The organism is Luteibacter sp. 3190, assembly GCF_031456385.1.
Taxonomy (GTDB): Bacteria; Pseudomonadota; Gammaproteobacteria; order Xanthomonadales; family Rhodanobacteraceae; genus Luteibacter.
This window is the reverse complement of sequence record NZ_JAVDUO010000004.1, coordinates 320,696-345,537: the sequence shown is the minus strand read 5'-3', so window position 1 is coordinate 345,537 and position 24,842 is coordinate 320,696. Positions and strand designations below refer to the sequence as shown.

Annotated in this window: 22 protein-coding genes; 9 read left to right on the top strand and 13 right to left on the bottom strand. The window is 69.1% G+C overall.

Features of this window, described 5'->3' with window-relative positions; all coding sequences use genetic code 11:
• Positions 1–20 precede the first annotated feature (20 nt).
• A complete protein-coding gene (locus tag J2X58_RS17180; protein WP_310049783.1) occupies positions 21–2,144 on the top strand; it encodes a prolyl oligopeptidase family serine peptidase in 2,124 nt (707 codons plus the stop codon).
• 87 nt (positions 2,145–2,231) lie between these two features.
• Entirely contained in the window at positions 2,232–2,765 is a 534-nt protein-coding gene (ppa, locus tag J2X58_RS17175; RefSeq protein ID WP_090057192.1) for an inorganic diphosphatase, read from the top strand.
• 73 nt (positions 2,766–2,838) lie between these two features.
• Here ppa and J2X58_RS17170 read toward each other — a convergent pair whose 3' ends face one another.
• The 3 genes from J2X58_RS17170 to J2X58_RS17160 all read right to left on the bottom strand — a co-directional run bounded on the left by J2X58_RS17170 (position 2,839) and on the right by J2X58_RS17160 (position 5,348).
• A complete protein-coding gene (locus tag J2X58_RS17170) occupies positions 2,839–3,861 on the bottom strand; it encodes a DUF2333 family protein (protein WP_310049778.1) in 1,023 nt (340 codons plus the stop codon).
• 59 nt (positions 3,862–3,920) lie between these two features.
• Entirely contained in the window at positions 3,921–4,490 is a 570-nt protein-coding gene (locus J2X58_RS17165; RefSeq protein WP_090057196.1) for a ferritin-like domain-containing protein, read from the bottom strand.
• 192 nt (positions 4,491–4,682) lie between these two features.
• A complete protein-coding gene (locus tag J2X58_RS17160) occupies positions 4,683–5,348 on the bottom strand; it encodes a TetR/AcrR family transcriptional regulator (protein ID WP_090057199.1) in 666 nt (221 codons plus the stop codon).
• A gap of 362 nt (positions 5,349–5,710) precedes the next feature.
• Here J2X58_RS17160 and J2X58_RS17155 point away from each other — a divergent pair, with 362 nt between their 5' ends.
• Positions 5,711–6,370: a protein-L-isoaspartate O-methyltransferase gene (locus tag J2X58_RS17155; RefSeq protein ID WP_310049774.1), complete on the top strand. Its 660-nt coding sequence runs from the start codon at positions 5,711–5,713 to the stop codon at positions 6,368–6,370.
• A 34-nt stretch (positions 6,371–6,404) separates the two neighbouring features.
• On the top strand, positions 6,405–7,781 hold the full coding sequence (locus tag J2X58_RS17150) for a TolC family outer membrane protein (RefSeq protein WP_090057203.1): 1,377 nt from the start codon (positions 6,405–6,407) through the stop codon (positions 7,779–7,781).
• Between the two features lie 84 nt (positions 7,782–7,865).
• Here J2X58_RS17150 and waaA read toward each other — a convergent pair whose 3' ends face one another.
• Positions 7,866–9,131, bottom strand: coding sequence for a lipid IV(A) 3-deoxy-D-manno-octulosonic acid transferase (waaA, locus tag J2X58_RS17145; RefSeq protein ID WP_310049819.1), 1,266 nt, complete (start codon positions 9,129–9,131; stop codon positions 7,866–7,868).
• A 70-nt stretch (positions 9,132–9,201) separates the two neighbouring features.
• On the opposite strand from waaA, the gene lpxL reads away from it, so the two are divergent.
• The 3 genes from lpxL to J2X58_RS17130 all read left to right on the top strand — a co-directional run bounded on the left by lpxL (position 9,202) and on the right by J2X58_RS17130 (position 11,813).
• The gene (gene lpxL / locus J2X58_RS17140; protein WP_254779375.1) at positions 9,202–10,128 is read left to right on the top strand and encodes an LpxL/LpxP family Kdo(2)-lipid IV(A) lauroyl/palmitoleoyl acyltransferase; all 927 of its coding nucleotides are present in this window, start codon (positions 9,202–9,204) and stop codon (positions 10,126–10,128) included.
• Between the two features lie 130 nt (positions 10,129–10,258).
• Entirely contained in the window at positions 10,259–10,702 is a 444-nt protein-coding gene (locus tag J2X58_RS17135; RefSeq protein ID WP_310049769.1) for a transposase, read from the top strand.
• Positions 10,703–10,898: 196 nt separating this feature from the next.
• Positions 10,899–11,813 carry a DUF535 family protein gene (locus J2X58_RS17130; RefSeq protein WP_310049767.1) on the top strand — a complete coding sequence of 305 codons (915 nt, stop codon included), beginning with the start codon at positions 10,899–10,901 and terminating at the stop codon, positions 11,811–11,813.
• Here the strand turns inward: J2X58_RS17130 and J2X58_RS17125 are convergent.
• The 6 genes from J2X58_RS17125 to J2X58_RS17100 all read right to left on the bottom strand — a co-directional run bounded on the left by J2X58_RS17125 (position 11,760) and on the right by J2X58_RS17100 (position 19,647).
• Complete coding sequence (locus tag J2X58_RS17125) at positions 11,760–12,554, bottom strand: glycosyltransferase family 2 protein (RefSeq protein WP_310049765.1); 795 nt, start codon at positions 12,552–12,554, stop codon at positions 11,760–11,762. The two genes, J2X58_RS17130 and J2X58_RS17125, sit on opposite strands and share 54 nt — an antisense overlap.
• Entirely contained in the window at positions 12,544–13,824 is a 1,281-nt protein-coding gene (locus tag J2X58_RS17120; RefSeq protein ID WP_310049763.1) for an O-antigen ligase family protein, read from the bottom strand. Before J2X58_RS17120 ends, J2X58_RS17125 begins: the two co-directional genes overlap by 11 nt.
• Positions 13,821–14,960 carry a glycosyltransferase gene (locus J2X58_RS17115; RefSeq protein WP_310049761.1) on the bottom strand — a complete coding sequence of 380 codons (1,140 nt, stop codon included), beginning with the start codon at positions 14,958–14,960 and terminating at the stop codon, positions 13,821–13,823. Before J2X58_RS17115 ends, J2X58_RS17120 begins: the two co-directional genes overlap by 4 nt.
• A 62-nt stretch (positions 14,961–15,022) precedes the next feature.
• On the bottom strand, positions 15,023–15,229 hold the full coding sequence (locus tag J2X58_RS17110) for a zinc-finger domain-containing protein (protein WP_090057215.1): 207 nt from the start codon (positions 15,227–15,229) through the stop codon (positions 15,023–15,025).
• A 183-nt stretch (positions 15,230–15,412) separates the two neighbouring features.
• Positions 15,413–17,311 carry a S8 family serine peptidase gene (locus J2X58_RS17105; protein WP_310049758.1) on the bottom strand — a complete coding sequence of 633 codons (1,899 nt, stop codon included), beginning with the start codon at positions 17,309–17,311 and terminating at the stop codon, positions 15,413–15,415.
• Between the two features lie 35 nt (positions 17,312–17,346).
• Entirely contained in the window at positions 17,347–19,647 is a 2,301-nt protein-coding gene (locus J2X58_RS17100) for a hypothetical protein (protein WP_310049755.1), read from the bottom strand.
• Between the two features lie 236 nt (positions 19,648–19,883).
• On the opposite strand from J2X58_RS17100, the gene J2X58_RS17095 reads away from it, so the two are divergent.
• On the top strand, positions 19,884–21,653 hold the full coding sequence (locus J2X58_RS17095) for an ATP-binding protein (protein ID WP_310049753.1): 1,770 nt from the start codon (positions 19,884–19,886) through the stop codon (positions 21,651–21,653).
• Here the strand turns inward: J2X58_RS17095 and J2X58_RS17090 are convergent.
• From J2X58_RS17090 to J2X58_RS17080, 3 genes are all read right to left on the bottom strand, one after another.
• Positions 21,635–22,327: a response regulator transcription factor gene (locus tag J2X58_RS17090; protein ID WP_310049751.1), complete on the bottom strand. Its 693-nt coding sequence runs from the start codon at positions 22,325–22,327 to the stop codon at positions 21,635–21,637. The genes J2X58_RS17095 and J2X58_RS17090 overlap by 19 nt on opposite strands.
• 97 nt (positions 22,328–22,424) lie before the next feature.
• Positions 22,425–23,012 carry a YceI family protein gene (locus J2X58_RS17085; RefSeq protein WP_090057226.1) on the bottom strand — a complete coding sequence of 196 codons (588 nt, stop codon included), beginning with the start codon at positions 23,010–23,012 and terminating at the stop codon, positions 22,425–22,427.
• A 73-nt stretch (positions 23,013–23,085) separates the two neighbouring features.
• Entirely contained in the window at positions 23,086–23,679 is a 594-nt protein-coding gene (locus J2X58_RS17080) for a malonic semialdehyde reductase (protein ID WP_090057228.1), read from the bottom strand.
• A 134-nt stretch (positions 23,680–23,813) separates the two neighbouring features.
• Between J2X58_RS17080 and J2X58_RS17075 the strand changes: the two genes are divergently transcribed.
• Positions 23,814–24,779: a mitochondrial fission ELM1 family protein gene (locus J2X58_RS17075; RefSeq protein WP_310049746.1), complete on the top strand. Its 966-nt coding sequence runs from the start codon at positions 23,814–23,816 to the stop codon at positions 24,777–24,779.
• Positions 24,780–24,842 lie beyond the last annotated feature (63 nt).

The window sequence follows — 24,842 nt, the reverse complement described above, 5'->3', positions numbered from 1 at the left end:
CCCCCCGGAATTCCGAACCCATGCACCACCGCTTTATTGCGCTGGCCATCGCCCTTACCTTCTGTGGCATGACCCAGGCACACGACACCCCGCACTCCTCCGCCCCCGCCCCTCAGGCCGCCGGCGACGACGAAAACCTCTGGCTCGACGACATCGACGGCGCGAAGCCGCTCGCATGGGTGAAGGCCGAGAACGCGAAAACCGTCGCGGCCTACGCCGAAGGGCAGGATTTCAAGGCGCTCGACGCCCGCATCCTCGAGGTGCTGGATTCGGACGCGAAGATCCCGATGGTCTCGAAGATCGGTGGCCACTTCTACAATTTCTGGCGCGACAAGCAGCATCCGAAGGGGCTGTGGCGCCGCACGACGCTTGCGGAGTATCGCAAGGACAAGCCGGCGTGGGAGACCGTGATCGATCTCGACGCGCTCGCCGCGAGCGAAAAGGAGAACTGGGTCTGGCACGGCGTGCAGTGCCTGAAGCCCGACGACCGCCTCTGCCTCGTCTCGCTCTCGCGCGGTGGCGCGGACGCCGACGTGGTGCGCGAGTTCGACCTGTCGGCCAAGGCGTTCGTCAAGGACGGCTTCGCGCTGCCCGAGGCCAAGAGCCAGGTGGCCTGGATCGACCAGGACCACCTCTACGTCGCGACCGACTTCGGCCCGGGTTCGATGACCGATTCGAGCTATCCGCGCATCGTCAAGGAGTGGAAGCGCGGCACGCCACTGTCGTCGGCGACGACGGTGTACGAGGGCAAGTCGTCCGACATGTCGATCTCCGCGTTCCGCGACCGGACGCCGGGCTTCGAGCGCGACTTCGTGCTGCGGGCGCTGGAGTTCTACAACAGCGAGACGTTCGTCCGCGGCAAGGACGGCAAGCTGACGAAGATCGACGTGCCCAACGACGCCGAGACCGACGTCGAGCGCGAGTGGTTGCTGGTCGAGCCGCGCACCGCATGGACGGTCGGCGGGAAGACGTACCCGTCTGGCTCGCTGATCGCGACGAAGTTCGACGACTTCATGGCGGGCAAGCGCGAGTTCACGGTGCTCTTCACCCCTGACGAGCACACCTCGCTGTCCAGCCATTCGTGGACGCGACACCACCTCATCCTCAACGTGATGCGCGACGTCGTGAGCGAGGTCCGCATCCTGACGCCCGCGACGACCGGCGACTGGAAGAGCGAGGCGCTCGGCGGCGCGCCGGCGTTGAGCACCATGCAGGCCGGCGGCGTGGACGCCGACGATTCCGACGAGTACTTCCTCACGGTGTCCGGCTTCCTGCAGCCCACCACGCTCTACTACGGCGTGCTGGGCAAGGGCGACCGCGAAGCGCTCAAGCACAGTCCCGCGTTCTTCGACGCGTCGAAGTACACGGTGAGCCAGCACTTCGCCACGTCGAAGGACGGCACGAAGGTGCCCTACTTCGAAGTCGCGCCGAAGGCCATGAAGGCCGACGGCAGCAACCCGACGCTGGTCTATGGCTACGGCGGTTTCGAGATCTCGTTGCAGCCGGCGTACTCGGCCGGCGTCGGGCGCGCCTGGCTGGAGAAGGGCGGCGTGTACGTGGTCGCCAACATCCGCGGTGGCGGCGAATACGGTCCGCGCTGGCACCAGGCGGCCCTGAAGGCCGAGCGCCCGCGTGCGTACGAGGATTTCGCGGCCGTGTCGCAGGACCTCATCGACCGCAAGGTCACCAGCCCGAAGCACATGGGCATGATGGGCGGCAGCAACGGCGGCCTGCTGGCCGGCAACATGCTCACGAAGTACCCGCAGCTGTACGGCGCGATCGTCAGCCAGGTGGCGCTGCTGGACATGAAGCGGTATCCGCACATGTCCGCGGGCGCGTCGTGGATGGCCGAGTACGGCAACCCGGATGTCCCGGCCGAATGGAAGTACATCCAGACCTTCTCGCCGTACCACAACCTGCGCAAGGACACGCATTACCCGCCGGTGCTGTTCACCACCTCCACGCGCGACGACCGCGTGGGCCCGGTGCACGCCCGCAAGATGGCGGCACGGATGCAGGCCATGGGCTTCGACGCCAGCTTCTACGAGAACATCGAGGGCGGGCACGGCGCGGCGGCGGACAACAAGCAGTCCGCGTTCATGAACGCGCTGGCGTACACGTATCTCTGGGAACACCTGAAGTAGTCGGCGGGAGCGGCCGGGTTTTGCCCGGCCGCTCCGCAGGACGTATGCTATCGGCCCCCTTAACCCCTCGAAAGATCAAGGAATCCCATGGGTCTGCACCTCGTCCCCGCCGGCAGGAACGTGCCGGACGAAATCAACGTCATCATCGAAATCCCCAAGGATGCCGAGCCGGTCAAGTACGAAGTGGAGAAGGAAAGCGGCGCGATCTTCGTGGACCGCATCCTGTCGACCCCGATGCGCTACCCGTGCAACTACGGCTACGTGCCGGGCACGCTGGGTGGCGACGGCGACCCGCTGGACGCCCTCGTGATCCTCCCGCTGTCGCTGGTGCCGGGCTCCGTGATCCGCTGCCACCCGGTCGGCATGCTGAAGATGACCGACGAAGCCGGTGCCGACGAGAAGCTCGTCGTGGTTCCGGTGGAGAAGGTGTTCGCCGGCTACGCCCACATTCGCGACATCGCGCAGGTGTCGGGCCACTGGCTGGAGCGCATCGGCCACTTCTTCGAGCACTACAAGGATCTCGAGAAGGGCAAGTGGGTCAAGGTCGACGGCTGGGTCGGCGCGGACGAGGCGAAGGCCGAGATCGTCGCCGGCATGGGCCGCTACAAGTCCGAGAACTGATCGGCGTTAGGTAGCGCGCGATGCGCGCTACCTTGCGAAGAACACGAAAGGCCCGCCATCGGCGGGCCTTTCTTCATCCGCGGCCCAGCAGGGCGCGCAGGTCGATGATCGCGGCGTTCGCGCGCGACACGTAGTTGGCCATCACCAGCGAGTGGTTCGCGAAGAACCCGAACGGCGAGCCGTTCAGCACGACCGGGCTGCCGAGCGATTTCTGCGATTCCTCCAGCTCGCGGATGACCTGCTGCAGGCTGGCGTCGGCGTTCTTGCTGCGCAGGATCGGCGCGAAGTCGTGGCGGATCGCCTTGAGCTGCTCCAGCAGCGTCCAGGTGTAGCCGCGCGCCTCGTAGAAATTGTCGTCGATCCGGTTCCACGGCGTCTTGACGAAGACGGCCTTGGCCGGCCCCGCCGCGGCGGGCGCGTCGGCATTCGGCGCGGCGTCGACGCGAAGCTGGCCCACGCTCGCCGAAAGACGCTGCGACAGCGAGCCGAGTCGCGCCGAGACGGTCTGCAGGTAATCGGCGAGGTTGTCGGCGCGCGCGTAGAAATGGGCGTTGGCGTCGGGCGCGTCGGAGAGGCGCGCGAGGTAGTCCTCGAGGTCGTCCACCGCCTTGCCGTACTGCGATTCCGAGCTGGGAAGCAGCCAGCGGTCGTTCGGGCTGTTGAGCAGCGGATCGGCCTCGCCGAGCGACTTGTCTTCGGTGGACTGCGTCTGCGAGCGGCTGAAGTCGTTGCGCAGGGCGCGAACCAGATCGCGCGACGCCGTGAGCGAGCCGAATTCCCAGTTCGGGACGTTGTCCATGAAGACGCCCGGCGGCAGCTTGTCGTTGCTGAGGTAGCCGCCGCGCTTGTCGAGCAGCGTGTCCACCGAACGGATCAGCGTATAGGTGGTGACCGCGCCGGTGCTCATCGGCCGGTCGATCTCCTTCATGTGCGCGGTGGTCACGGCCACCGGATCGAACTGCTCCGGTTCCTTGTCCCACCACCACATGAGGATCAGCACGAGCAGGACGAGCACGGCGATCGGCAGCGCGATCGCGATGCTCAGGGGCCTGCGCCGGCGGCGGGCGGCCGGCGGTGGAGTGGCGGTCGCATTCATGAGGGGTGTCCTTGTCGTCGTGAACGTTCGCCTAGCTTAACCGCCCGCCCCTTAACGGCTCAGTGCGCGCCGGGCGCGCCGTCACCCTTCGCACCGAGGTTTTCCAGCAGCGTCGCCATGTCCTCGGCGTGCTCTTCCTCCTGCGCGAGGATGTCTTCCATGATGCGCCGCGTCGTCGGGTCGTCGTCGCCGATGTACTGGACGATCTCGCGGTAGCTGTCGATGGCGATGCGCTCCGCCACGAGGTCTTCCTTGATCATGTCGACGAGCGTCACGCCCTCGACGTAATCGGCGTGGCTGCGCGAGAGCAAGCCTTCCGGATTGAAGTTCGGCGTGCCGTCGAGCTGCGTGATGCGTTCGGCGATGCGGTCGGCATGCGCCTGTTCCTCGTTGGCGTGCTCGAGGAACTCGGCCTTGACGCTCTGCGAGTGGATGCCGGGCGCCATGTAGTAGTGGTACTTGTAGCGCAGCACGCAGACGATCTCCGTGGCGAGCGCTTCGTTGAGCAGCTTGATCACCGTTTCGCGATCCGCGCGGTAGCCCGACGTCACCGCGCCGTTGTCGATGTGCTCGCGGGCGCGCTTGCGGATGTTCTCGATGTCGCTGACGAAGGGCTTCACGCTGGACATGGCCTGGTCTCCTGGGAGAGTGGGAATGATCGGCCAGACGTTAGGGCGCTTCCTGGAAAGACTGGGTGAAGGCGCTGGGGTCCACATCGCCCGACGCGCGTGGATGGCTGCCATGGCGACATGGGCGCCGTCGTGCGTCAGCTTGACGGCCGAACCCATGCGGTCCGGCGGACGAACGATCGTCGAGCGGGATCAGACGCTCACGTGGCGCGGCGAGTACGCGCGCATGAACATGTCGACGGCGGCCAGCGCATTGGCCTTGACCTCTTCGCCGAACTGCACGGCGCAATCCTCGCAACCGAACAGGCGGCGGATCAGCAGGTCGCCCTTGAGCAGCGCGAGGAACTGCGTGGTCGCACGAGACGGATCGGGAATGTCGAGCTGCCCGCGCGCCGCCGCGCCCTCGAGCAGGCGCTGCATGAGCTTGTGCATGCGGACGGGACCTTCTTCCCACACGAGCCGACCGAAGCGCGGATTGCCTCCCGACTGGCAGTCGGAAAGGATCGCGCGGAACGTGCCGACCGATTCGGTGTTGGTCTCCATCGCGGCGTGACGGCTGGCGATGTTGGTCAGCGTGACGCGGATGTCGGCGCCCGGGCTGAAATCGAACAGGTCGTCGGGCAGGCGCTCCTGCACGTGGGCGCGGATCACCTCGCGGAAGAGGTTGTCCTTGTCGCCGAAGTGGCTGTAAACGGTGAGCTTGGACACGCTGGCGGCGGCGGCCACGGCGTCCATGCTGGTGCCGGCGAACCCGCCCTGGGTGAACAGCGCCTTCGCGGCATCGAGGATGGCCGCGCGCTTCTCCATGTCCTTGGGACGGCCCGGGCCCTGGGCCTTGAGTTTCGGGCTGGCGTTCATGGCTGCACCTTCACAAACTAAGATTATGACTTTATTATACGCAGCGGTTCAGTTATTTCCAGCACGTCGCGGTTGGCATCGCGAGGGCCGTAAGAACAAGAGTCCCGCCGTCCTTCTACCTTAGAATGCAAGGTGGGGGCGCTCCGGCGGTTCCCCATGGACGGCAAGGGGCCCACGCAGCGACCGTTCAGGCGCCAGCGGCCGGCGGCGCGGCAGGAACCATGACTTGTGTCGGTTCCGTCCGGTGACTTCCGGCACTTCGCCCGGCGGCGACGGCGCAGCAGCCTTGCATCATTGGGAAAACGGGTCCTAACCGCTTATCCTTCCAAATCTTTTTGCAGCTTTCGTACGGAATACCAACCATGGCGATGAATTTCGAGCAGGCCCGGCAGAACATGGTCGAGAACCAGGTCCGCCCCGCGGAAGTCCTCGATTTCGATGTGCTCGATACCCTGAAGGCCGTGCGTCGCGAGGATTTCGTGGCTCCCGAGCATCGCAACGTGGCGTTCGCCGACCTCACGCTGCCCATCGGCCATGGCGAAGTGATGATGAAGCCGGTGATCGAGGGCCGGACCCTGCAGGCCGTGGCGCTCAACAAGACCGACGAGGTCCTCGAGATCGGTACGGGCAGCGGCTACCTGACCGCCTGCCTCGCCCACCTCGCCGGCAAGGTCACCAGCATCGACATGCATGCCGACTTCGTCGAGGCCGCGCGCCAGCGCCTCGCCGCCGCCGGCGTCACCAACGTCACGCTGGCGACGGCCGAGGCCGTCAACGGTTACGACCCGAAGACCGTTTTCGACGCCATCGTGGTGACCGGCGCCGTCCATGCGGTTCCGGAGAAGTTCGTGCGCTGGCTGAAGCCCGGCGGGCGCATGTTCGTGGTGCGCGGCGATTCCCCCGCGCAGACGGCCGTGCTGCTCACCCACGAGGGTGACGGCCGCTACCGCGAGGAATCGCTGCTCGAAACGGACCTTCCCTACCTGGCGCATGCCGCGCCGGTGAAGCGCTTCGTGCTCTGACCCACCAGATCCCCATCACACACGAGGCGAAACCATGCGCTTGAAGCTGCTCACCGTCGCGTTGGCATTGGCTGCGATGCCCTTTGCCAGCCATGCGGAAGACCTGCTGGACGCCTACCGGCAGGCGCGGGCCAACGATCCGACGCTGTCGCAGGCGGATTCCACCCGCCTCGCCACCGGTGAAACGGTGGTACAGGCCCGTGCCCTGCTGCTGCCGCAGATCAACGCGCAGCTCGGCCTGAGCCAGACGGACGTCAACGGTCCGAATCGCTCCGCCGGTCAGGACGCCAACGGCAACACCGTCATCGGACCGGATCTCGGCCACGTCCGCACGCGCACGCAGCAGGCGACGATCAGCCAGAGCGTGCTCGATTTCAGCAAGTACGCCGATCTGAAGGCGGCGAAGTCGTCGTCCGAGGCGCAGGACGCCACGTACGAAGCGGCACTGCAGCAGCTGGCTACCCGCGTCGCCACCGCGTATTTCCAGGTGCTGACCAACGACGACGCGCTGACCTTCGCGAAGGCCAACGAGCAGGCGCTCGCCCGCCAGCTCGAACAGGCGCAGCAGCGCTTCGACGTCGGTCTCTCCGCGATCACCGACGTGCAGGACGCCAAGGCCCAGCACGACACCGCCGTGGCCGCCGTCATCACGGCCGAGAACACGCTGGCCGACTCGCGCGAAGCGCTCACGCAGATCACCGGCAAGCCGGCGGACAACCTGAAGAAGCTGCGCGAGCAGCTGCCGATGGACGCGCCCTCGCCCAACGATCCGAAGGCGTGGGTCGCCGAAGCGGTCAAGAGCAACCCGCAGATCATCGCCTCGCAGTACAACGTCGAGTCGAGCGAGCACAGCATTTCCTCCGCGCGGGCCGGCCATCTGCCGACGATCGACGCCACGGCGAGCTACGGCAAGTCGACCCAGTGGTACGAGAACGGCGGCAACGGCGCCTCGTCGGCGATCAACCGCCTGAACGGTAACGGCCGTGGCCAGACGACCGTCGGCGTCACGCTGAACGTGCCGATCTTCTCCGGCGGCGCCACGCAGTCGCGTGTCCGCCAGTCGATCTACCAGCGCGACGCCGCGCAGGATTCGCTGGAGGCCACCCGCCGCCAGGTCGTGCGCGACACGCTCAACTACTACCGTTCGGTCGTGGCGGGCATCAGCAAGGTGGAAGCGACCAAGGCGGCCGTGGAGTCCTCCGAGAGCGCGCGCGACGCCACGCAGGCCGGCTTCGAGGTCGGCACGCGCACGATCGTCGACGTCCTGATCGCCCAGCAGAACCTCACCCAGGCGCTCAGCGACTACTCGCAGGCCCGCCACCAGTTCATCCTCGACAAGCTGCTGCTGAAGCAGACGGCCGGAACGGTGGACGTGAAGGACCTCGAAGCGATCAACGCGCTGCTGCAGTAATCCGCGGCGAACGGTCGCAACGAAGAAGCCCCGGGGAGACCCGGGGCTTCTTCGTTGGAGAACGTGCCAACCTCGCGGACGGCGTCATTCCTGCAGCAGGCGGTCCACCAGCTCCATGACCTTGCCTACCGAGCCGCGCTCGCTCTCGAACACCTGACGCGCCGCCGCGCCCATGGCGGCACGCCGCGCGGGGTCGCGTAGCAGCGACAGCACCTCGGCGCCGAGCTCGCTGCCGTCGGCGACGCGCTGGCCGCCCTTCTCGTCGAGCAGCAGCTGCGTGATCTCTTCGAAGTTGTACGTGTAAGGACCCACGAGCACCGGCTTGCCGAACGCGGCCGGTTCCAGCACGTTGTGGCCACCGATCGCGACGAGGCTGCCGCCGACGAAGGCCACGTCCGCCGCCGCGAAGAAGCGCAACAGCTCGCCCATCGAATCGATGACGAAACACTGCGTGCCGTGTCCCGGCAGCTTGTCGCCGCTGCGCGTCGCGACGTGGAATCCGAGGCTGCGCACCGACGCCTCCACGGCCCTGAAGCGCTCCGGATGCCGCGGCGCGATCAACAGCAAGGCGTCCGGCAGGCGGCGCATCACCTCGAGGTGCGCCTCGAGCACGCACATCTCCTCGCCCTCGTGCGTGCTCGCCGCGATCCAGACCGGGCGGCCGTTGCCCCAGGATTCGCGCATCGCGGTGCCGGCCTCCAGGGCCGCGCTCGGTACCGGCATGTCGAACTTCAGGTTGCCGGCGACGGTGAGCTGGCTGGGCTCCGCGCCGAGCAGGCGGTAGCGCGCCGCGTCCGTGCGCGACTGCGCGGCGATGTGGCTCACGCAGCGCAGCGCGCGCTTCACCAGCGAACTCATGCGCGCGTAGCCGCGCAAGGAGCGCTCGGACAGCCGCGCGTTGGCGATGAGCAGCGGGATGCCGTGGCGGCGGCAGGCGAAGTAGAGGTTCGGCCAGATCTCCGTCTCGACGATCACGGCCAGCCGCGGGCGCGTGCTGCGCAGGAAGCGCCGGACCGCGAACGGCAGGTCGTACGGCAGATAGACGCTGTGGACGGTGTCGCCGAAGAGCTGGCGCACGCGCTCCGAGCCCGTGGGCGTCACCGTGGTCACCAGCATCGGGGCCTGCGGATAGGCCTCCATCAAGGCCTTCACCAGCGGCTCCGCGGCGTTGACCTCGCCCACGGAGACGGCGTGGACCCAGAGGCAACCGTTGAGCCGCGGCTCGCGGAACCGGCCGAAGCGCTCGCGCCAGCGCACGTGATAGTCGCCGTAGCGCATGCCGCGCGCCATCAGTCGCAGCATCACCAACGGCGTGAACAGGTACATCGCGAGGTTGTAGAGCAGGCGCAGCAGCACGCGGATCCTGGGTTTGCCCGTGACCGCGCAGTATAGCCGCCCCCATTCGCTACAATGACCGGCCATGCCCGGTATGCCCCGCCCCCACCTGACCCGCGCCCTCCTGACGCCCCGCCACTGGCCGGCGTGGCTCGGCGTGGCCGTCATCTGGCTGATCGCGCGCCTGCCCTTCCGGCTGCTGATGCGGCTGGGACGCCTTGCCGGCCGGCTGGCGCTCCACCTGAACCCCGAACGCCGGCGGGTCGCCGCGATCAACATCGCGCTGTGCTTCCCGGAGCTCGATCCCGCGGCGCAGAAGGCGCTGGTCCGGGCGAACCTCTGCGACGTCGGCATGATGCTCGCCGAGTTCGCGCTGGGGTGGATGGGTTCCGACCGCGCGATCGCCAACGTGCCGGTGACCGTCGAGGGGCTGGAGCACCTCGAGGCCGCGCGGGCGGAAGGCCGGGGCGTGCTGCTGGTCGGCGGCCACTTCTCGCATCTGGAGCTGTGCGCGCGCCTGGTGTCGCAGCGCATCCGCATCTCGGGCATGTACCGGCGCATGGATTCCGACGTCTTCGAATTCGCGGTGCTGCGCTCGCGACTGCATTACGCGGCCGCGATGTTCGAGAAGGACGACATCCGCGGGACGGTGAAGTACCTCAAGTCCGGCGGCACGCTCTGGTACGCGCCCGACCAGGACATGCGCAGCAAGGACAACGTGTTCGTGCCCTTCTTCGGCGTGCCCGCGGCCACGATCACGGCCACGCACCACCTCGCCCGCCTCTCCGGCGCGGTGGTCATCCCCTTCTACCATCGCCGCCTCCCCGGCGACGCCGGCTACGCGATGCGCCTCGGCGCGCCGATGACCGACTTCCCGAGCAAGGACGCCGCGCTGGACACCGCGCGCGTGAACGGAGAGATCGAGCAGATGGTCCGCGAAGCACCCGAGCAATACCTCTGGGTACACAAGCGCTTCAAGACGCGCCCTCCGGGCGCGGCGAAGGTTTACTGAGACAACCTCGACAGCCCGAGGAGGGGACTTTCTGTGGGAAGCGCGCTCGCGCGCGAACGGCGACGCGGCCGACTCCCCTCATGTCGGGTCGCTGATCGAAGACAGAGCGACGATCCATCATGCTCGAAGCATGCATGGCAGATACCACAGTCACACGCTTCGCTCAGGTCGGCGATCTGAAAGGGGGCGGACTTACCTGGTGACGACGGCCACGCTAAGGCGCATACCGTATTTCGCCGACCACGCATGCGCTCGCGTGGCCTCGCGCATCTGCCACCGCCAGGACACCTGGCATACCTCGACCTGCCTCGCATGGATCGTCATGCCCGACCACTGGCACGGGCTGATCGAACTCGGCGATGAACCACTTGGCAGGGTCATGGGGCGATTCAAGGCCGCTGTCGCACGTGAACTGCATCGGAGCGGAATGTGGCAGGAAGGCTTTCACGATCGGTGCCTGAGGAGCGATCAGAATCTTCACGCCGCGGCGCGCTACATCGTTGCGAATCCCGTTCGTGCAGGTATCGCCCCGTCTGTGATGGAATACCCTTACTGGCATACGGTGTGGCTGTGACTCGAGGGCGCGCTCCGACCGTTCGCGCGCGAGCGCGCTTCCCACAACACCGCATGAGGCGCCGCGGCTTTCCGCGGCCTTTCACCCATCTTTCCGGACACACAACACCCGCCCAACAGCCCCGACCTTTCGAAAGCCACGCGAAAAAACGACAGCGTAGAACGATGGCCATCGTCACCGGATGGACCGTTCCGCCATGCAATCGATCTTTCGTTTCGTGCGTTCCCTGCGCGGTCGTACCGGGTGGCACAGCACGCGGTCGCATGCCGTCGGGGCGGTACTGACGTATGTCGGACGCAGCGTGTCGCGCTGGCGCGAGCACGACGACTGGCTGGCGTTTCTCGAGTCCACGCCGATGCTCGGCATCGCCGCGATCGACACGGTGCTTCCCGAGCGCTACCAGCATCGCTACCTGAGCAAGGCGTTCACGCGCGAGCGTCGCCTGCGCGCCGTGCGCGACCACTACGAGTTCGCGCTCGCGCGTTTCCCACGCCCGTTCTTCCACATGCTCTATCGCGAACGCAAGGTCGTCGCCGGCGAGCTCACGCTGCGCGACGGCGGCAGGCTCTCACTCATCGTGAAGGCACCGATGCGGCGCAGCCGCGAGGGCGAGCTCAGCCTGTCGCTCACCGACGAGAACGGCCTGCAGATTTCCTACGCCACGATCTCCTTCATCGATGGCGGCCGCACGATCGCGATCGGTTGCCTCCAGGGTGCGGCGAACAACGCGGGGCGTGACGTGGTACGCGACCTGACGCGGCAGTGCCATGGGTTGCGCCCGAAGAACCTGCTGCTGTCGATGATCCGCGCGCTGGCCGATGCGTTCGACGTCGAGCGCGTGATCGGCATCGGCAACGGCAAGCACGTGTTCGCCGGCATTCCCGACAAGGTCAAGGCGGATTACGACGCGTTCTGGATCGAATCCGACGGCGTGCCTGGCGACGATGGATTCTTCGTGCTCCCGCCGCGCGACCCGGTGCGTAGCGCGATGGATGTCGAAAGCAAGCGGCGCAGCGAGTTCCGCCGGCGCGAGGCGCTGCGGCACGAAGCGTGCGAGTTAATCGTCGCCGCGTTCGGCGTCCGGCGGCCGGCGCTCGCCCTCGCCGCCTGAGCGCTGCGACTCGTACAGCTTCGCGTATTTCAGGAACGCGTAGAACGCGTGCACGCGGGCGGCGACGAAACCGGCCCATCCCGCGCGCCAGTGGCCGCGCCAGAAGTAATACCGCGCGAAGGCCACCGCCGGGTAGAACACCATGCGCGTGCGCAGCAAGCGTGGCTTGCGCGCGTCGCGGTCGCGCACCTGCAACGACGAGTAGCGGTTGGCCTTGTCGACGCGCCCCTCGATATCACGCTCGCCGTAGTGATCGATCACCACGTCGAGGCGCTCGACGGGACCGTCCACGACGACGCTCTCGTGCACCTCGTGGCCGCTCATGCGTGCGCGCGTGCGATCGAACAGGCGGACGTAATGGTTCATCCGCGCCCGATCGGCCTGCCAGCGCCAGAACACCCACTCTCGCCGGAGCAGCACGAAACCGGCGGCGCGCGGCGCCGCGAGCGCGGCGCGCAGCCGTGGCCCGGCATCGGCCGGCAGCGATTCATCCGAATCCAGCAGCAACACCCAGCGATGGACCGCGAGGTCGATCGCCGCCTGCTTCTGCGCGCTGTAGCCGGCGAACGGCTGCACCGCCACGCGGGCCCCGTGACGCCAGGCGATCTCGCGCGTGGCGTCGGCGGACCCGGAATCGAGCACGACGATGTCGTCGGCGAAGGCGACGGAGGCCAGGCACGCGCCGATCGTGTCGGCGTTGTCGAACGTCGTGACGACGACCGACAGCGGCTCAGCGCGCACGAACGGGCGCCTCGTCCGGAAGGTCGGCGAACAGCGCCGCGCACCACACGGACACCAGCCACGCGGCGAGCAGACCCCACCACGCCGAGTAGAACGCCATGTGCGTGTTCAGGGGGAACAGGATCGCGACCAGCGCCACCGTCGGCGGGAACGCGCGGCGACGCGCTTCCGCGCCTGCGCGCCACCACGCCCGCGCGGCGACGATCGCCGCGACGAGCCACGCGACGAGTCCGAGCGTGCCGGTCTCCGTCGCGACCTCGAGCAGCACCTGGTGCGCGTGGCAGGCGCCCTCGCCGTCCCCGCATTTCTCGATCGTGAGGAAATGATCGCCCGGTGCGGCGTACGCCGGATACGCGACGCGGAATCCGCGCACGCCCACGCCGTTCACCGGGTGCGCTGCATAGAGCCGGAGGCTGGTCGTCCAGATGTCGAGCCGACCGGTCAGCGCGGCGTCGATGCCGGCCGACGTGCCCGACAGCGCCGGCACCGTGTGCGCCACCCGGTCGCGGAAACGCGGCGAGACCTGCCAGGCCAGCGCCGCCACGAGCGCGACCACCGCCCCGGCACCGAGGCAGGCGACGGCGAAACGCCGGAACGTGCCGGCCTCGCTCCACAGGAACGCCAGCGCCACGATGCCGTAGCAGAGCCACGAAGCGCGCGAGCCGGAAAGCAGCACGGGCCCGAGCGCCAGCAGGAACGCCAGCACGAGGCCGCGGCGACCCCAGCGTTCGCGCGCGGCCCACAGCAGGAAAGGCGCCAGCGCCGAAAGGGCCGGGCCGAGCTTGAGATTGGTGTCGCCGAAGATGCCGGAGAGGCGCTCGGGGTGCGAGGCGCCCGCGAGGCCGTAGCCGGTCAGCGCCTGGACCCATGCGTCCGCGACCCAGACGGCGACCACGACGGCCGTCGCCCTGTACAGCGCGCGGACCTTGCCGGGCCGGCGCATGGCGAAGCAGGTGTAGACGCCCAGCGGCGCGAAACGAAGGATCCCGGCCACCGTGCCCCAGCTCTTCCCCGGCGCGACGGCGTCGATCGCCGAGACCAGCGCCGCCAGCGCGTACGCCGCGAAGAGCGCGAGAAACAGCCGGGCGCCCGGATGATGACGGACCGCCTCGGGTTCGCGGACGACGAGGAGGATCGCGCCGACGAGCGCGAGGAACACGCCAAGCTCCGCGCTGCGACCGAAGGGCAGCAACGCGGGAACCAGCCAGACCGGGAGCAGCGGCGACGCGAGCCCCGCGCGGATCGAAGCGCCGAAACCGGTGCCGCTCACGCCGCGGCCACGCCGGCCACCACCTCGTCGTAGATCGCGAGCGTGGCCGACTGCATGTCGGCGAGACGATAGCTGCGCGGCGGCGGGATCGACGGCGCGAAGCGCAGCAGTTCGGCGGCTCGCTCCACGAGCTTCTCGCGATCGCCCGGCGGCACGCGGCCCGCCGGATAGAGCTCCGCCAGCAGCTCGCCGACACCGCCATGCGCGTAGCCCATCACGGGACGGCACAGCGCGAGGGCCTCGACCACCGTGCGGCCGAACGATTCGGGACGGACCGACAGCTGCAGGATCAGGTCGGACATCGCGTAGATGTCGCGGACGTCCGAACGCGGGGGCGAGATCACCACCTTGTCGTCCAGCCCGCGGTTATGGATGAGCGAGCGCAGCTCGGCCACGTACGCTTCGCGGCCCGGCTCGTCGGCGCCGAGCAGGAGCAGGCGCACGTCGATGGCGCGCTGCGCCAGATCCGACACCAGCTCGATCGCGTCCGCATGGCCCTTCAGGCGCGTGCCGCGGCCGGGCAAGGTCAGCAGCGGCGCTCCCGCCAGCTGCGGATACTGCTCGAAGAACGCGCGCTGCCAGGTATCGTCCGGACGGTAGCCGTACGGGAAGGCGTCCGTGTCGATGCCGCGCGGCACGACGGCGATGCGCGACGCCTCGATGTCGTCCGGGTAATGACGCAGCACGTAGTCGCGCAGGGTCTGCGAAACCACGATCACGCGCTCGCCGCGCAGCAGGATCGCGCTGTAGCGACCGGGGCTGTTCAGGCCGTGCACCGTGGTGACGAAATGCGGCCGCGGCTTCACGCCGCGCATGGCCCACCAGCCGATCCAGGCGGGCACGCGCGAACGCGCGTGCACGATGTCGGGCTGGATGTCGCGGAGGATGCGGCGCAGCTTGCCGACGGTGAACAGCGTGGCGAGCGACTTGCGTCCGATGGGCAGCGTGATGTGCTGGCTACCCTCGGCCTCCAGCTGCGCCACCATGCGTCCGCCGGCGGACACGACGACCGAGCGATGGCCGGCCCGGACCAGGGCCCTGGCGATTTCCAGGGTCGAGCGCTCGGCGCCACCGGAATGAAGGGCGGGTATGAGCTGTACGACGGTCATCGTCCGGGAGGGAGAGACGGTGGCCATGGGCGGTCCGGATGGGGTGGGAGACGCGCAGGCGATGCACGAAGCATGCCCGCGCGGGTCGATCAGTCTTTCAGGACGTACGTCGCGCCGCAATACATGCACTTGGACGTGCCGCCGTCGTCGACGATCGGCAGGTACACCTTCGGATGCGAGTTCCACAGGTACATGCCGGGCATCGGGCACGACAGCGGAAGGTCGGCACGCGTCACTTCGTAACGATTTTCGGCGTTCGCCGGGATCAGCGGCGCGGCCGCGGGATTGGGGCGCATGGGAAAACTCCGGCGATGCGTTGGAACGGGGACAAGGGGCGATGTTAGCAGGAACGCCCCACCCGGCGACGCGCCGCAAAGGATGTGGGAAGCCCGCTTGCGGGCGAACGGGGCATGCGGCGAGCACCCGTTCGCCCGCGAGCGGGCTTCCCACACCCAGGTTCCCTGGCGGAATCGCCGGGATCAGGGCAGCACGAACGTCGCCACGACGTTCACGTTCGCGAAGTCCTTCACCGCCGCGAGACGGATGTACCAGGTGCCCGCCGCCGGCGCCGGGACCACGACGCTTTCGGTGTTGCCGGGGCGCGCCGAGCGGTAGCCGGCGTCGCTGCCGTCTTCCGCCGGGAGCGCACCGGCCTTCACGAACAGGGACGCGTCGCCCGTGCCGCCCACGCTGCGGATGACGAGGTTGCGGGCGCCGGCGGGCACCTCGATGGAGAGCAGCGCGCTGCTGCCGGCGGCCCTTTGCTGTGGCGGCGAGAGACGTCCCTGCGCGAGCGCGACCACCTGCGGCGGCAGCGTCACGCCGAGCGCCGCGGCGACGGCGCCTTGCGCATCGAGGATGCCCGATCCCATCGGCCGGTCGATGGTCAGCGGGAACGGCCGCGCGCTGGAGGCCAGCATCGTCCGGATCGCCGCCGGCGACGGCGCCGGCAGGCCGGCCAGACGCGTGGCGTCGAGCATCAGGGCGACGGTCGCGCTGACGTGCGGCGTGGCCTGCGACGTGCCCGCCATGCCGGCGTAGACGGAACCGCCGTCGGCCACCGAGACCGGCGTGGTCGTGCCGTAGTTGTACGCCGCCCAGATGAAGCCGTTGGGCACGGAGGGCGAGCCGCCGAACCCGTCGTTCGGATAGATGCCGCCGCCCGGCGCCGACAACGTCACCGTCGAACCGAAGTTGGAATAGAACGCGCGACGTCCCGTGATGCCCGTGGCACCGACGCTGACCACGCCGGGGCAACTCGCCGGCGTGTAGTTGCCGGCATCGTCCGCGGCGTTGCCGGCGGCGACCACCACGGTCGCACCGCGAGCGAGCGCATCGGCCACCGCGGCCGACGTGACGCCGTCGTATTCGCAGGGACCGCTGCCGCCGAGGCTCAGGTTGATGACGCTGGCCGGATGCGTGTTGTCGGGCACGCCGTCGACATGGCCGCCGGCCGCCCAGACGATGGCGTCGGCGATGTCGGAGGTGTAGCCACCGCAATGGCCGAGCGCGCGGATGGGAAGCACCTTCGCGCCCGGTGCGGCGCCGGCCATGCCGATGCCGTTGTTGGTGAGCTCGGACACGATGCCGGCCACGTTGGTGCCGTGCCAGCTGCTGAACTCCGCGGGATGGTCGTCGCTGGTGCATTCGCTCAGCCACGGTTCGTCCGTCGTCCAGTCGCCGATGTCCCAGCCGCCCGGCACCCGGCCTTCGGTGGCCCGTCCGGACACGAAGGGATCCACGATGAAGTCGTAGCCTGCGTCGGCGAGCGACGTATCGAGGTCCTCATGCGCCGTGACACCCGTGTCGATCACGGCCACCGTCACGCCGCTGCCGTCGACGCCGGGGAACGCGCTCCAGACGCCCGGCAGGTTCGCGCCGCCCGTGGGATCGAAGAAATTCCACTGGGCGACCGTGTAGTTCGGATCGTCCGGCGGCGATGCCGCGTCGGTGGCGCGCACGTCGCGGACGGCGTGCAGCAGGACGTCCGGCTCCACGTGGACGACGGCGGGATCGGCCGCGATCGCCTTCATCAGCGCCGTCGCCTCGCTCGCGCCCAGCTTGCGCGACACGCGAAACACGGTGCCGCCGACGGCGAGGCGCTGCAGGGCCCGCGCGGTGAGCGGCGCCGATGCCCGCGCGCGGCTGCCGGCGCTGCGCGAGAGGGCCGCCGCGAACGACTGGCCGGCGATCGACGTATCGCGACGTTCCGCGCTGCCGTCGCGGTAGCGCACGATGAAGCGGTCGACATGGCCATCGGCACGGATGCCACCCAGGGCGACCTTGGCATCCGTCGTGGCGGCCAGCGCGAGGCCGGGCAGGCCGGCGAGAAGCGCGAGCGCCAGCACGCCGAAGGAACGGGAGCGCGTCGTTTTCATGGAAGGTTTCCTCGGGGATCGTGGTGGGCGTGACGTCACAGGTCGACTCCGAAGCCGACGCCGGCGGAGTTCTCGGAACCGCTGAAGGCGCCGCCGATGCTCATGCGCGTGCGCTCGCCCAGTTGCGTGGCGTAGCCGACCGCGAGCGCCTTCTGCCCGCTCTGCACGCCGGCGCCGACCGCGATGCGCCCCGCGCGCGAGGTGACGCCGCCCGCGTTGATCGCCATCTGCGTGCTCGCGGTGCTCATCGCGCCGATGCGATCGAGGCGGCGATCCACGGCGTGGAAGCGGTCGTCCATCTGCGTGAAGCGTTGATCGGTGTAACGCTTCGCGGTCTCGAGCGTGCTGCGGTCGCCCGTGTCGGCATAGCTTTTCGCCGACTGCAGCGCCTGGTCGACCTGTCCCACGTTGGCCGCGTCCGTCGCGGCCGTGCCGGCCGCCACCTGGGTGATGCGACGCTGCTGGCCCGCGTTGCCGACCGAGACCGTGTTGGCCTGGTCGGCGACCGAGTCCGCGCCGAGCGCGACGCTGTTCGCCGCGGTGCTCGACGCGCCCTGCCCCAGTGCCGTGCCCGACGCCGCGGTGACGTGCGTGTCGGCACCCACGGCCACCGCGTTGGTGGCCGCGGCGTCGATCGTCGCGTTGCTGCCCACCGCCGTGCTGCCGTCCGCGCTGACCGTCGCGCCGGTGCCGATCGCCGTGTCGCGGCTGTCCTTCGCGACGCTGCCTTCGCCCAGCGACAGGCCGTTGCCGTGCCCGGGCCCGCCGTGCCCCGGCCCGCCATGACCCGGGCCGCCCTGTCCGGGGCCGCCATCACCCACCTGCGCCTGCAGGTCCTGGATGTCCCGCAGCGCGCCCGTCAACGAGACGTCCAGCGCGGACAGCGCGTGGCCGACGTCCGAATACGGGTTGCCCTGGATGAGATACGCCGGCGCCGTCATGACGCCACCGGCGTACGACGCCCCGCCACCGAAGGCCGCCGCGATCGCGAGCCCGTTGAGTTCCGCGCCGCCCGTCACGCTCTGCAGCGCGGTGTTCATCTGCCCGACGTTCACCGCGTCGAAGTCGTCGGTGCCGGCGCGCACGTTGGTGATCTGCCGCGTATGCGCCTCGTGCACCTCGCCCTGATTGTCGGTCCACGCTTCGGACGTGCCGACCGAGACCGAGTCGTCGCGATCCGAACGCGATCCGGCACCGAGCGCGACGCTGTTGGCCCCGAGCGCGAGACTGCGCGCGCCGAAGGCGATGCCGTTGCCGAACGCCTGCGCGTGATCGCCGAACGCGATGGCGTAGTCGGCGGTTTCATAGGGGCTGGCGGCGCGACAGATCCAGCACGGCTCGTCGCCGCCGCCGTCCGAGGGCGGCTCGGGCCGCTGTCCGCCGGTGCGCGCTCCGAAGCCGAACGCCATGCTCGACCGGCCGTCCGCCTGCGATTCGATGCCGATCGTCATCGCATAGTCGCTGAGCGCGGTGGACGGACCGATGGCGATCGCGCCCGTGTGCAGCGCCAGCGCCGAGAAGCCGATGGCCGTCGACGACGAACCCGACGCGTACGCGTTGTTGCCGACCGCCGTGTCGTACCCGTACTGGCTGGAGGCATAGGCGTTGGCACCGATGGCGGTCGCGCCCTCGGCCAGCGCGTCCGCGCTGGCGCCGATCGAGACGGTGCCCTCGCCCAGGGCCTTCGCGCGATTGCCCAGCGCCATGGCCACGAGTCCGTCCGCGCTCGCGTAGTTGCCGATGGCGATCGTCGCCGGCCCGAGCGACTGCGCCTGCAGGCCGACCGCCACCGCCTGGTCGCCGTACGCGTAGGCACCGGTGCCGACCGCGAGGCCGAAGTTGGATTCCGCGGTGGCACCCGCGCCCAGCGCCATCGCGGCGTAACCGCGCGCGCTCGTGCTCGCATCGATGAGGAAGCTGCCCGTCGGGTCGGGAATGGCGGCCGCGCCGCCGACGGCGATGGCGCCGGTCGCGGTGGCGAGGCTGCCGTAGCCGACGGCCACGCCGCTATCGCCCGTCGCGGTCGCGAGACTGCCCACGGCCGCGGCGCCGATGCCGGTGGAAAGACTGTAGGAGCCGAGCGCCACGGCGTAATCGGCGAACGACTGGCTCGCATAGCCGAAGGCCGCGCTCGCGACGCCCATCGCCCCGCTCGCGGCGCCGACGGCGACACCCTGGGTGCCGGGCTCGACATAGGCGTCGTCGCTGCCGTCGCCCGCCCCGTCGACCGCCACGTAGCCATCGGCCGCGGCCGCCTGCGCACGCGCGGCGACCGCCGGCGTCGTCTTCACCTCGTCGGCCATCGCCATCACGGGCAAGGCCGCCGCCACCGCCATTGCAATTCCAAGGCGCCCGAACGTCACATATGGATGTCCCACGTTTCCACTCCCCACGGAAAACGAATGAGGCGCCTGCCGCTTTCCCCCGGGAGTCCTTCCACGTGCAGGCGCCGGAATGTCCTGATCGACCGGCGTTGCGCCGGCATCGGGCCATCCTAGGGTTGTCATCCTCCCGTCACACGCACCGACGCTTACCGATGCTCACCGATCCTCTCCGACCTTCGAATTCCGCCTTGCGGGACAATCTCCGCGGCATCGTGCGCTGGCTGCGCGACGTGCCCGTCACCGACCCGATCGAGCGTCGCCACGCCCCGGTGCTGCAGGTCCTGATGGCGTTCATCCTCGTGACCGTTCCGGGCAACTGGGCTTATCACCTCGCGGTGGTGCGCACGCCGATGCGCCGCGACGTGATCGTGGACGTCGGCGTCGACGTGCTGGTGTGGAGCGCGGCCGCCTTCGCGTTGTGGCTGATCCGTCGCGGCGTCCTGCGACGCGCGACCTTCGTGTTCGTCGGCGCGATGCTGCTGTCGCTGACGACCATGTACGCGTCGATCGGCCTCACGCGCCAGCTGCTCGACCAGACCTATCCCGTGCTCACGATCGTGCTGGGCGGCCTCGTGCTCGGGCGACGCGAGCTGTGGACGATCTACGCGCTGCTGATGGCCATGTTCTGCCTCGGCGGTCTCGTCGACGTCATGACCCTCTCGGGGCGCGCGTATCCACGGCCGTGGATCGGCGCGGCCAACCTGCCGTCGCTGGCGATCAGCTACTTCGCGATCACGCTCGTGGTCGACCGCTGCGTCGCGGCCCTGCGCGGGGCGCTGGACGAGTCGCGCCGCCTGACGCGCGCGCTGGCGTCGAGCAACGCGACGCTGCGCGACGAGATGACGGCTCGCGAACGCGCGCAGGAAAACCTGCTGCACGCGCAGAAGATGGAAAGCGTGGGGCGCCTCGCCGGCGGCGTGGCGCACGACTTCAACAACGTGCTGGCGGTGATCGAGGGCTACGCCGAGCAGGTGCAGGACAGCGCGGAGACGGCGCATCTGCGCGAGGCGGTGCAAGGCATGGCCGCCGCCGCGCGGCGCGGCTCCGCCGTGACGCGCAAGCTGCTGAATTTCAGCCGCCGCGAGTCGATCCGGATGGAGGTGTTCGATGTCGCGGACGCGCTTCGCGACATCGCCCCGATGCTGCGCCAGCTGTTCGTCGACGGCAGTCGCGTCCGCATCGACGACGCGCTCGACACGCCTCGCCATGTGCGCATGGATCGCGGCCAGCTGGAGCTGTCGCTGCTGAACATCGCCGCCAACGCGCGCGACGCGATGCCGTCGGGCGGACGTCTCGATGTCGGCCTGCGCGCCGTCCGCCACGCGGGCGTGGACGGTGTCGCCATCGAACTGCGCGACGAGGGCGAGGGCATGACGGAGGCGGTGCGCAGGCGCATCTTCGAGCCGTACTTCACCACCAAGCCCGCGGGCTCGGGCACGGGACTCGGCCTCGCGGTGGTGCGCGACACGATGCGTGCGGGCGGCGGCTGGATCGAGGTGGAGAGCGAGCCCGGCGAGGGCACGCGCTTCCTGCTGTGGCTACCGGCCGTGGCCGCACCGGAGGTCCCGGAACCCGCGTGCGCGGCGGTGCGCGTGTTGCTCGTCGAAGACGACGAAGACCTGCGCGAGCTGCTGCTCCACGCCCTGGACGACGCAGGCTGCGTCGCGATCGCCACCGACAACGCCACGGACGCGCTGCGCCTGCTACGCGACGCGGGCGACTCGCTGCAGGTGATCGTCAGCGACTGCCACCTGCCCGGAACGGAGCATGGCCGGCTGGCGTGGCTCGACGCGGTCGACCTGCCCATCGTGCTGATCTCCGCCAGCGCGGAAGCGGAGGCCAGGCGTCTGCACGATGCCGGCAGGCACGTGAGCTGCCTGCCGAAGCCGTTCGCGCCGACGGCCCTCGTCGACCGCGTACGGCGCATGGCGGCGAACGCTCAGGCCAGCATGACGTAGCCGCTGCCGCGCACCGCGCGCAGCGGCAAGGCTTCGCCGCTGCGGTCGGCGATCTTGGCACGCAGGCGATGGACCATCACCTCGAGACGATGCGGGTCGAAGTCGTAGATGTCGCCGGTCAGCGCCGCCGCCATGTCGTCGCGGCTCACCACCGCGCCCGGCGTCGCCATCAGCAGGGCGAGCACCTTGCGCTCGGCCTCGTTCAGCGCGACACGCCGGTCGCCCGGCGAAACCAGGCACCAGCCATTCGCGTCGAGGCGCCAGCCGCCGCCCGGCGACGGCTCGGGGCGCAGGCGACGCAACAGGCTGTGCAGCGTCGCTGCGAGTTCGCCCAGATCGACGGGCTTGGCGAGATAGGCGTCGGCACCGTCGTTCAGGCCGCGAATGCGGTCGGCGCTACCGTTACGGCCCGTGAGCATCACGATGCCCACGCGCGACGCGCGACGCAGCCGCTGCGCGAGGTCGAAGCCATTCGTATCCGGCAGCCCGACATCGAGGATCACGATGTCGAACGCGCCGCCGTCCATCGCGGCATCCAGCTCCGCCGCGCTGCCCAGTGCCACGCAGTCGAATCCGTACCCGCGCAGCCCGGGCATGAGGATACCGTCGCGCAACGCGAGGTCGTCCTCGACGAGGGCGATGCGTGGCGGATTCGTGGGGTGTCGCGAACTCATGCAGGCATTGATTAGACAGGCGAGCCCATCGTGTCAAGCAAAAGAAAACCCGCGCCATCGCTGGCGCGGGTTCGTCTTCATCCGTTGAAGGATGGGCTTACTTCTTCGCCGAGGCGTCGTGCGCTTCGGTGGTGATGCGGATCTTGATCTCGTCCGACACGTTCGGCACGTACTGACCGACGCCGAAGTCCGAGCGCTTGATCGTGGCGGTGGCGTCGAAGCCGACCGTCTGCACCTTCATCATCGGGTGCGGACCGGACTTGTTCAGCGTGACGTCGAGGGTGACCGGCTTGGTCACGCCGTGCACGGTGAGATCGCCCGTGACCTTCAGCTTGCCCTTGCCGGCCGGGACGACCTTGGTGCTCTTGAAGGTGACGTTCGGGTACTTGGCGGCATCGAGGAAATCGGCCGACTTCAGGTGCTCGTCGAGCTTCGGCACGAAGCTGTCGAGACCCGACAGCGGCAGCGTGGCTTCGACGGTGGCCTTGGACGGGTCGGCCTCGTCGTAGACGAGCGTGCCGTCGACGTCGCCGAAGTTGGCCGACGGGTTGGAGAAGCCGAAGTGGTTCCAGCTGAACAGGACCATCGTATGGCCCGGGTCGAGCTTGTACGTGACCGGGGCGGCGACGGCGGTGCCGGCGGTGGCGAGCAGGCCCGCGAGGGCGACATAACGAAGGACGCGCATGGTGTGACTCCTGCAGTGAAGTTTAAGTACGGCCATGTAAAGGCGGCAGCATCGGGTCGCCGCCCGAAAGGTATCAGAGGATCTGGGCGGCGTCGTCGAACGCCAGGCGCGGGTTGCGCGGGAACAGGCCGTTTTCCGCGTCGCCGTAACCGATGTTGACCAGGAAGTTCGATTTCACCGGGGTGCCGGCGAAGAACTCGGCGTCGAGGCCCGCCTGGTCGTAACCGGACATCGGACCGCAATCGAGGCCCAGCGCGCGGGCGGCCAGGATCAGATAGGCGCCCTGCAGCGAGCTGTTGCGGAACGCCGTGGCCTGGACCAGCGCCTCGTTGCCCACGAACCAGCTGCGGGCGTCGGCATGCGGGAACAGCTCGGGCAGCTTGTCGTAGAAGGCGAAATCCGTCGCGACGATCGCGGTGACCGGCGCGGCCATCGTCTTGGCGAGGTTGCCCTCCGAGAGGAACGGGCGCAGGCGCTCCTTCGCGTCCTTCGAGCGGATGAACACCAGACGCATCGGCGAGGAGTTGGCGGAGGTCGGGCCCATCTTCACCAGGTCGTAGAGCTGGTGGAGCAGCGCCTCGGGCACCTCCTTGTCCTGCCAGGCGTTGTAGGTGCGCGCGTTACGAAAGATCTGGTCGAGCGCGGCATCGTTCAGCGGAGAGCTCATGGGTATCCTTGTACAGTGGCGGTACGCCGGATCGCCGGCACCGTGAGAGTGTAAGCGCCACGACGCGCGAATGAACGGTCAGCCAGGGAACGAACTGTGCCGAAATCGACAACAATCCACCGCACGGCGCGGCCATGAACGGCCTGCCACGCGACGCCTGCTGGGTCCTGACGGATGGCGCGGCCGGCAATCGGCGGCAGGCCCTCGCCCTCGCCGAGGCGCTCACCCCGTCGTTCCGCGAAATCGCCATCGATCTGCGCGCGCCATGGTCCTGGCTGGCGCCGCGCCTCTTGCCGGGGCCGCGAATGGCGCTGGCGCGCGGCGAGGACGCCCTGCTTCCGCCCTGGCCGCGGCTCGCCATCGGATGCGGCCGGCAGGCCGCCTGGGCGACGCGGCTGATCCACCGCTGGTCGGCCGGCGCGACCCTCGCGGTGCAGATCCTCGATCCGCGCATCGATACCGCGCACTGGGATCTGGTCGTGGCGCCGCGGCACGACGGCCTGCATGGCGACAACGTGCTCTCGCCGCTCGGGTCGCTGCATCCCATCGATGACGCATGGCTCGAAGACGGACGCGCGGGGTTCCCGTCGTTCGGGGAGCTGCCGCGGCCGCGCCTCGGCGTGCTGATCGGTGGCGACCGGCACGGCGCCCCCGCGGATCCGCGTGCCTTCGACGCGTTTCTCGCCGCGGTGCGCGCGCGACATGTCTCGGAGGGAGGGTCGGTGCTCGCCGTCGCGTCGCGGCGGACGCCGGCCGCCTTCCTGCCGCGCCTTCGGGAAGCCTTCGCGGGTGTCCCTGGGCTGGTGTGGACCGGGACGGCCGACGGACCCAATCCTTATCCCGGCATCCTTGGCTGGGCGGACCGGCTCGTCGTGACGCCGGATTCGGTGAACATGCTGTCGGAGGCCTGCGCCACGGGTCGTCCGGTGCATACGGTGGTGTCCTCGCCGTTGCCGCCGAAGCTGGAGCGCTTCCATGCCGAACTTCGCGCGGCGGGGCTGCTGCATGCCATCGATGCGGCGACGCCCGATCGGCAGCCGGCATTGCGCGAGACCGAGACGATCGCGGCGGAAGTGCGGCGGCATCTGGGGCTTGGCTGAAGCGTACGGCGTCAACCGCTCTCGGCCCGCTGCCGCGGGATCGCCGATACGATCGGCTCCCAC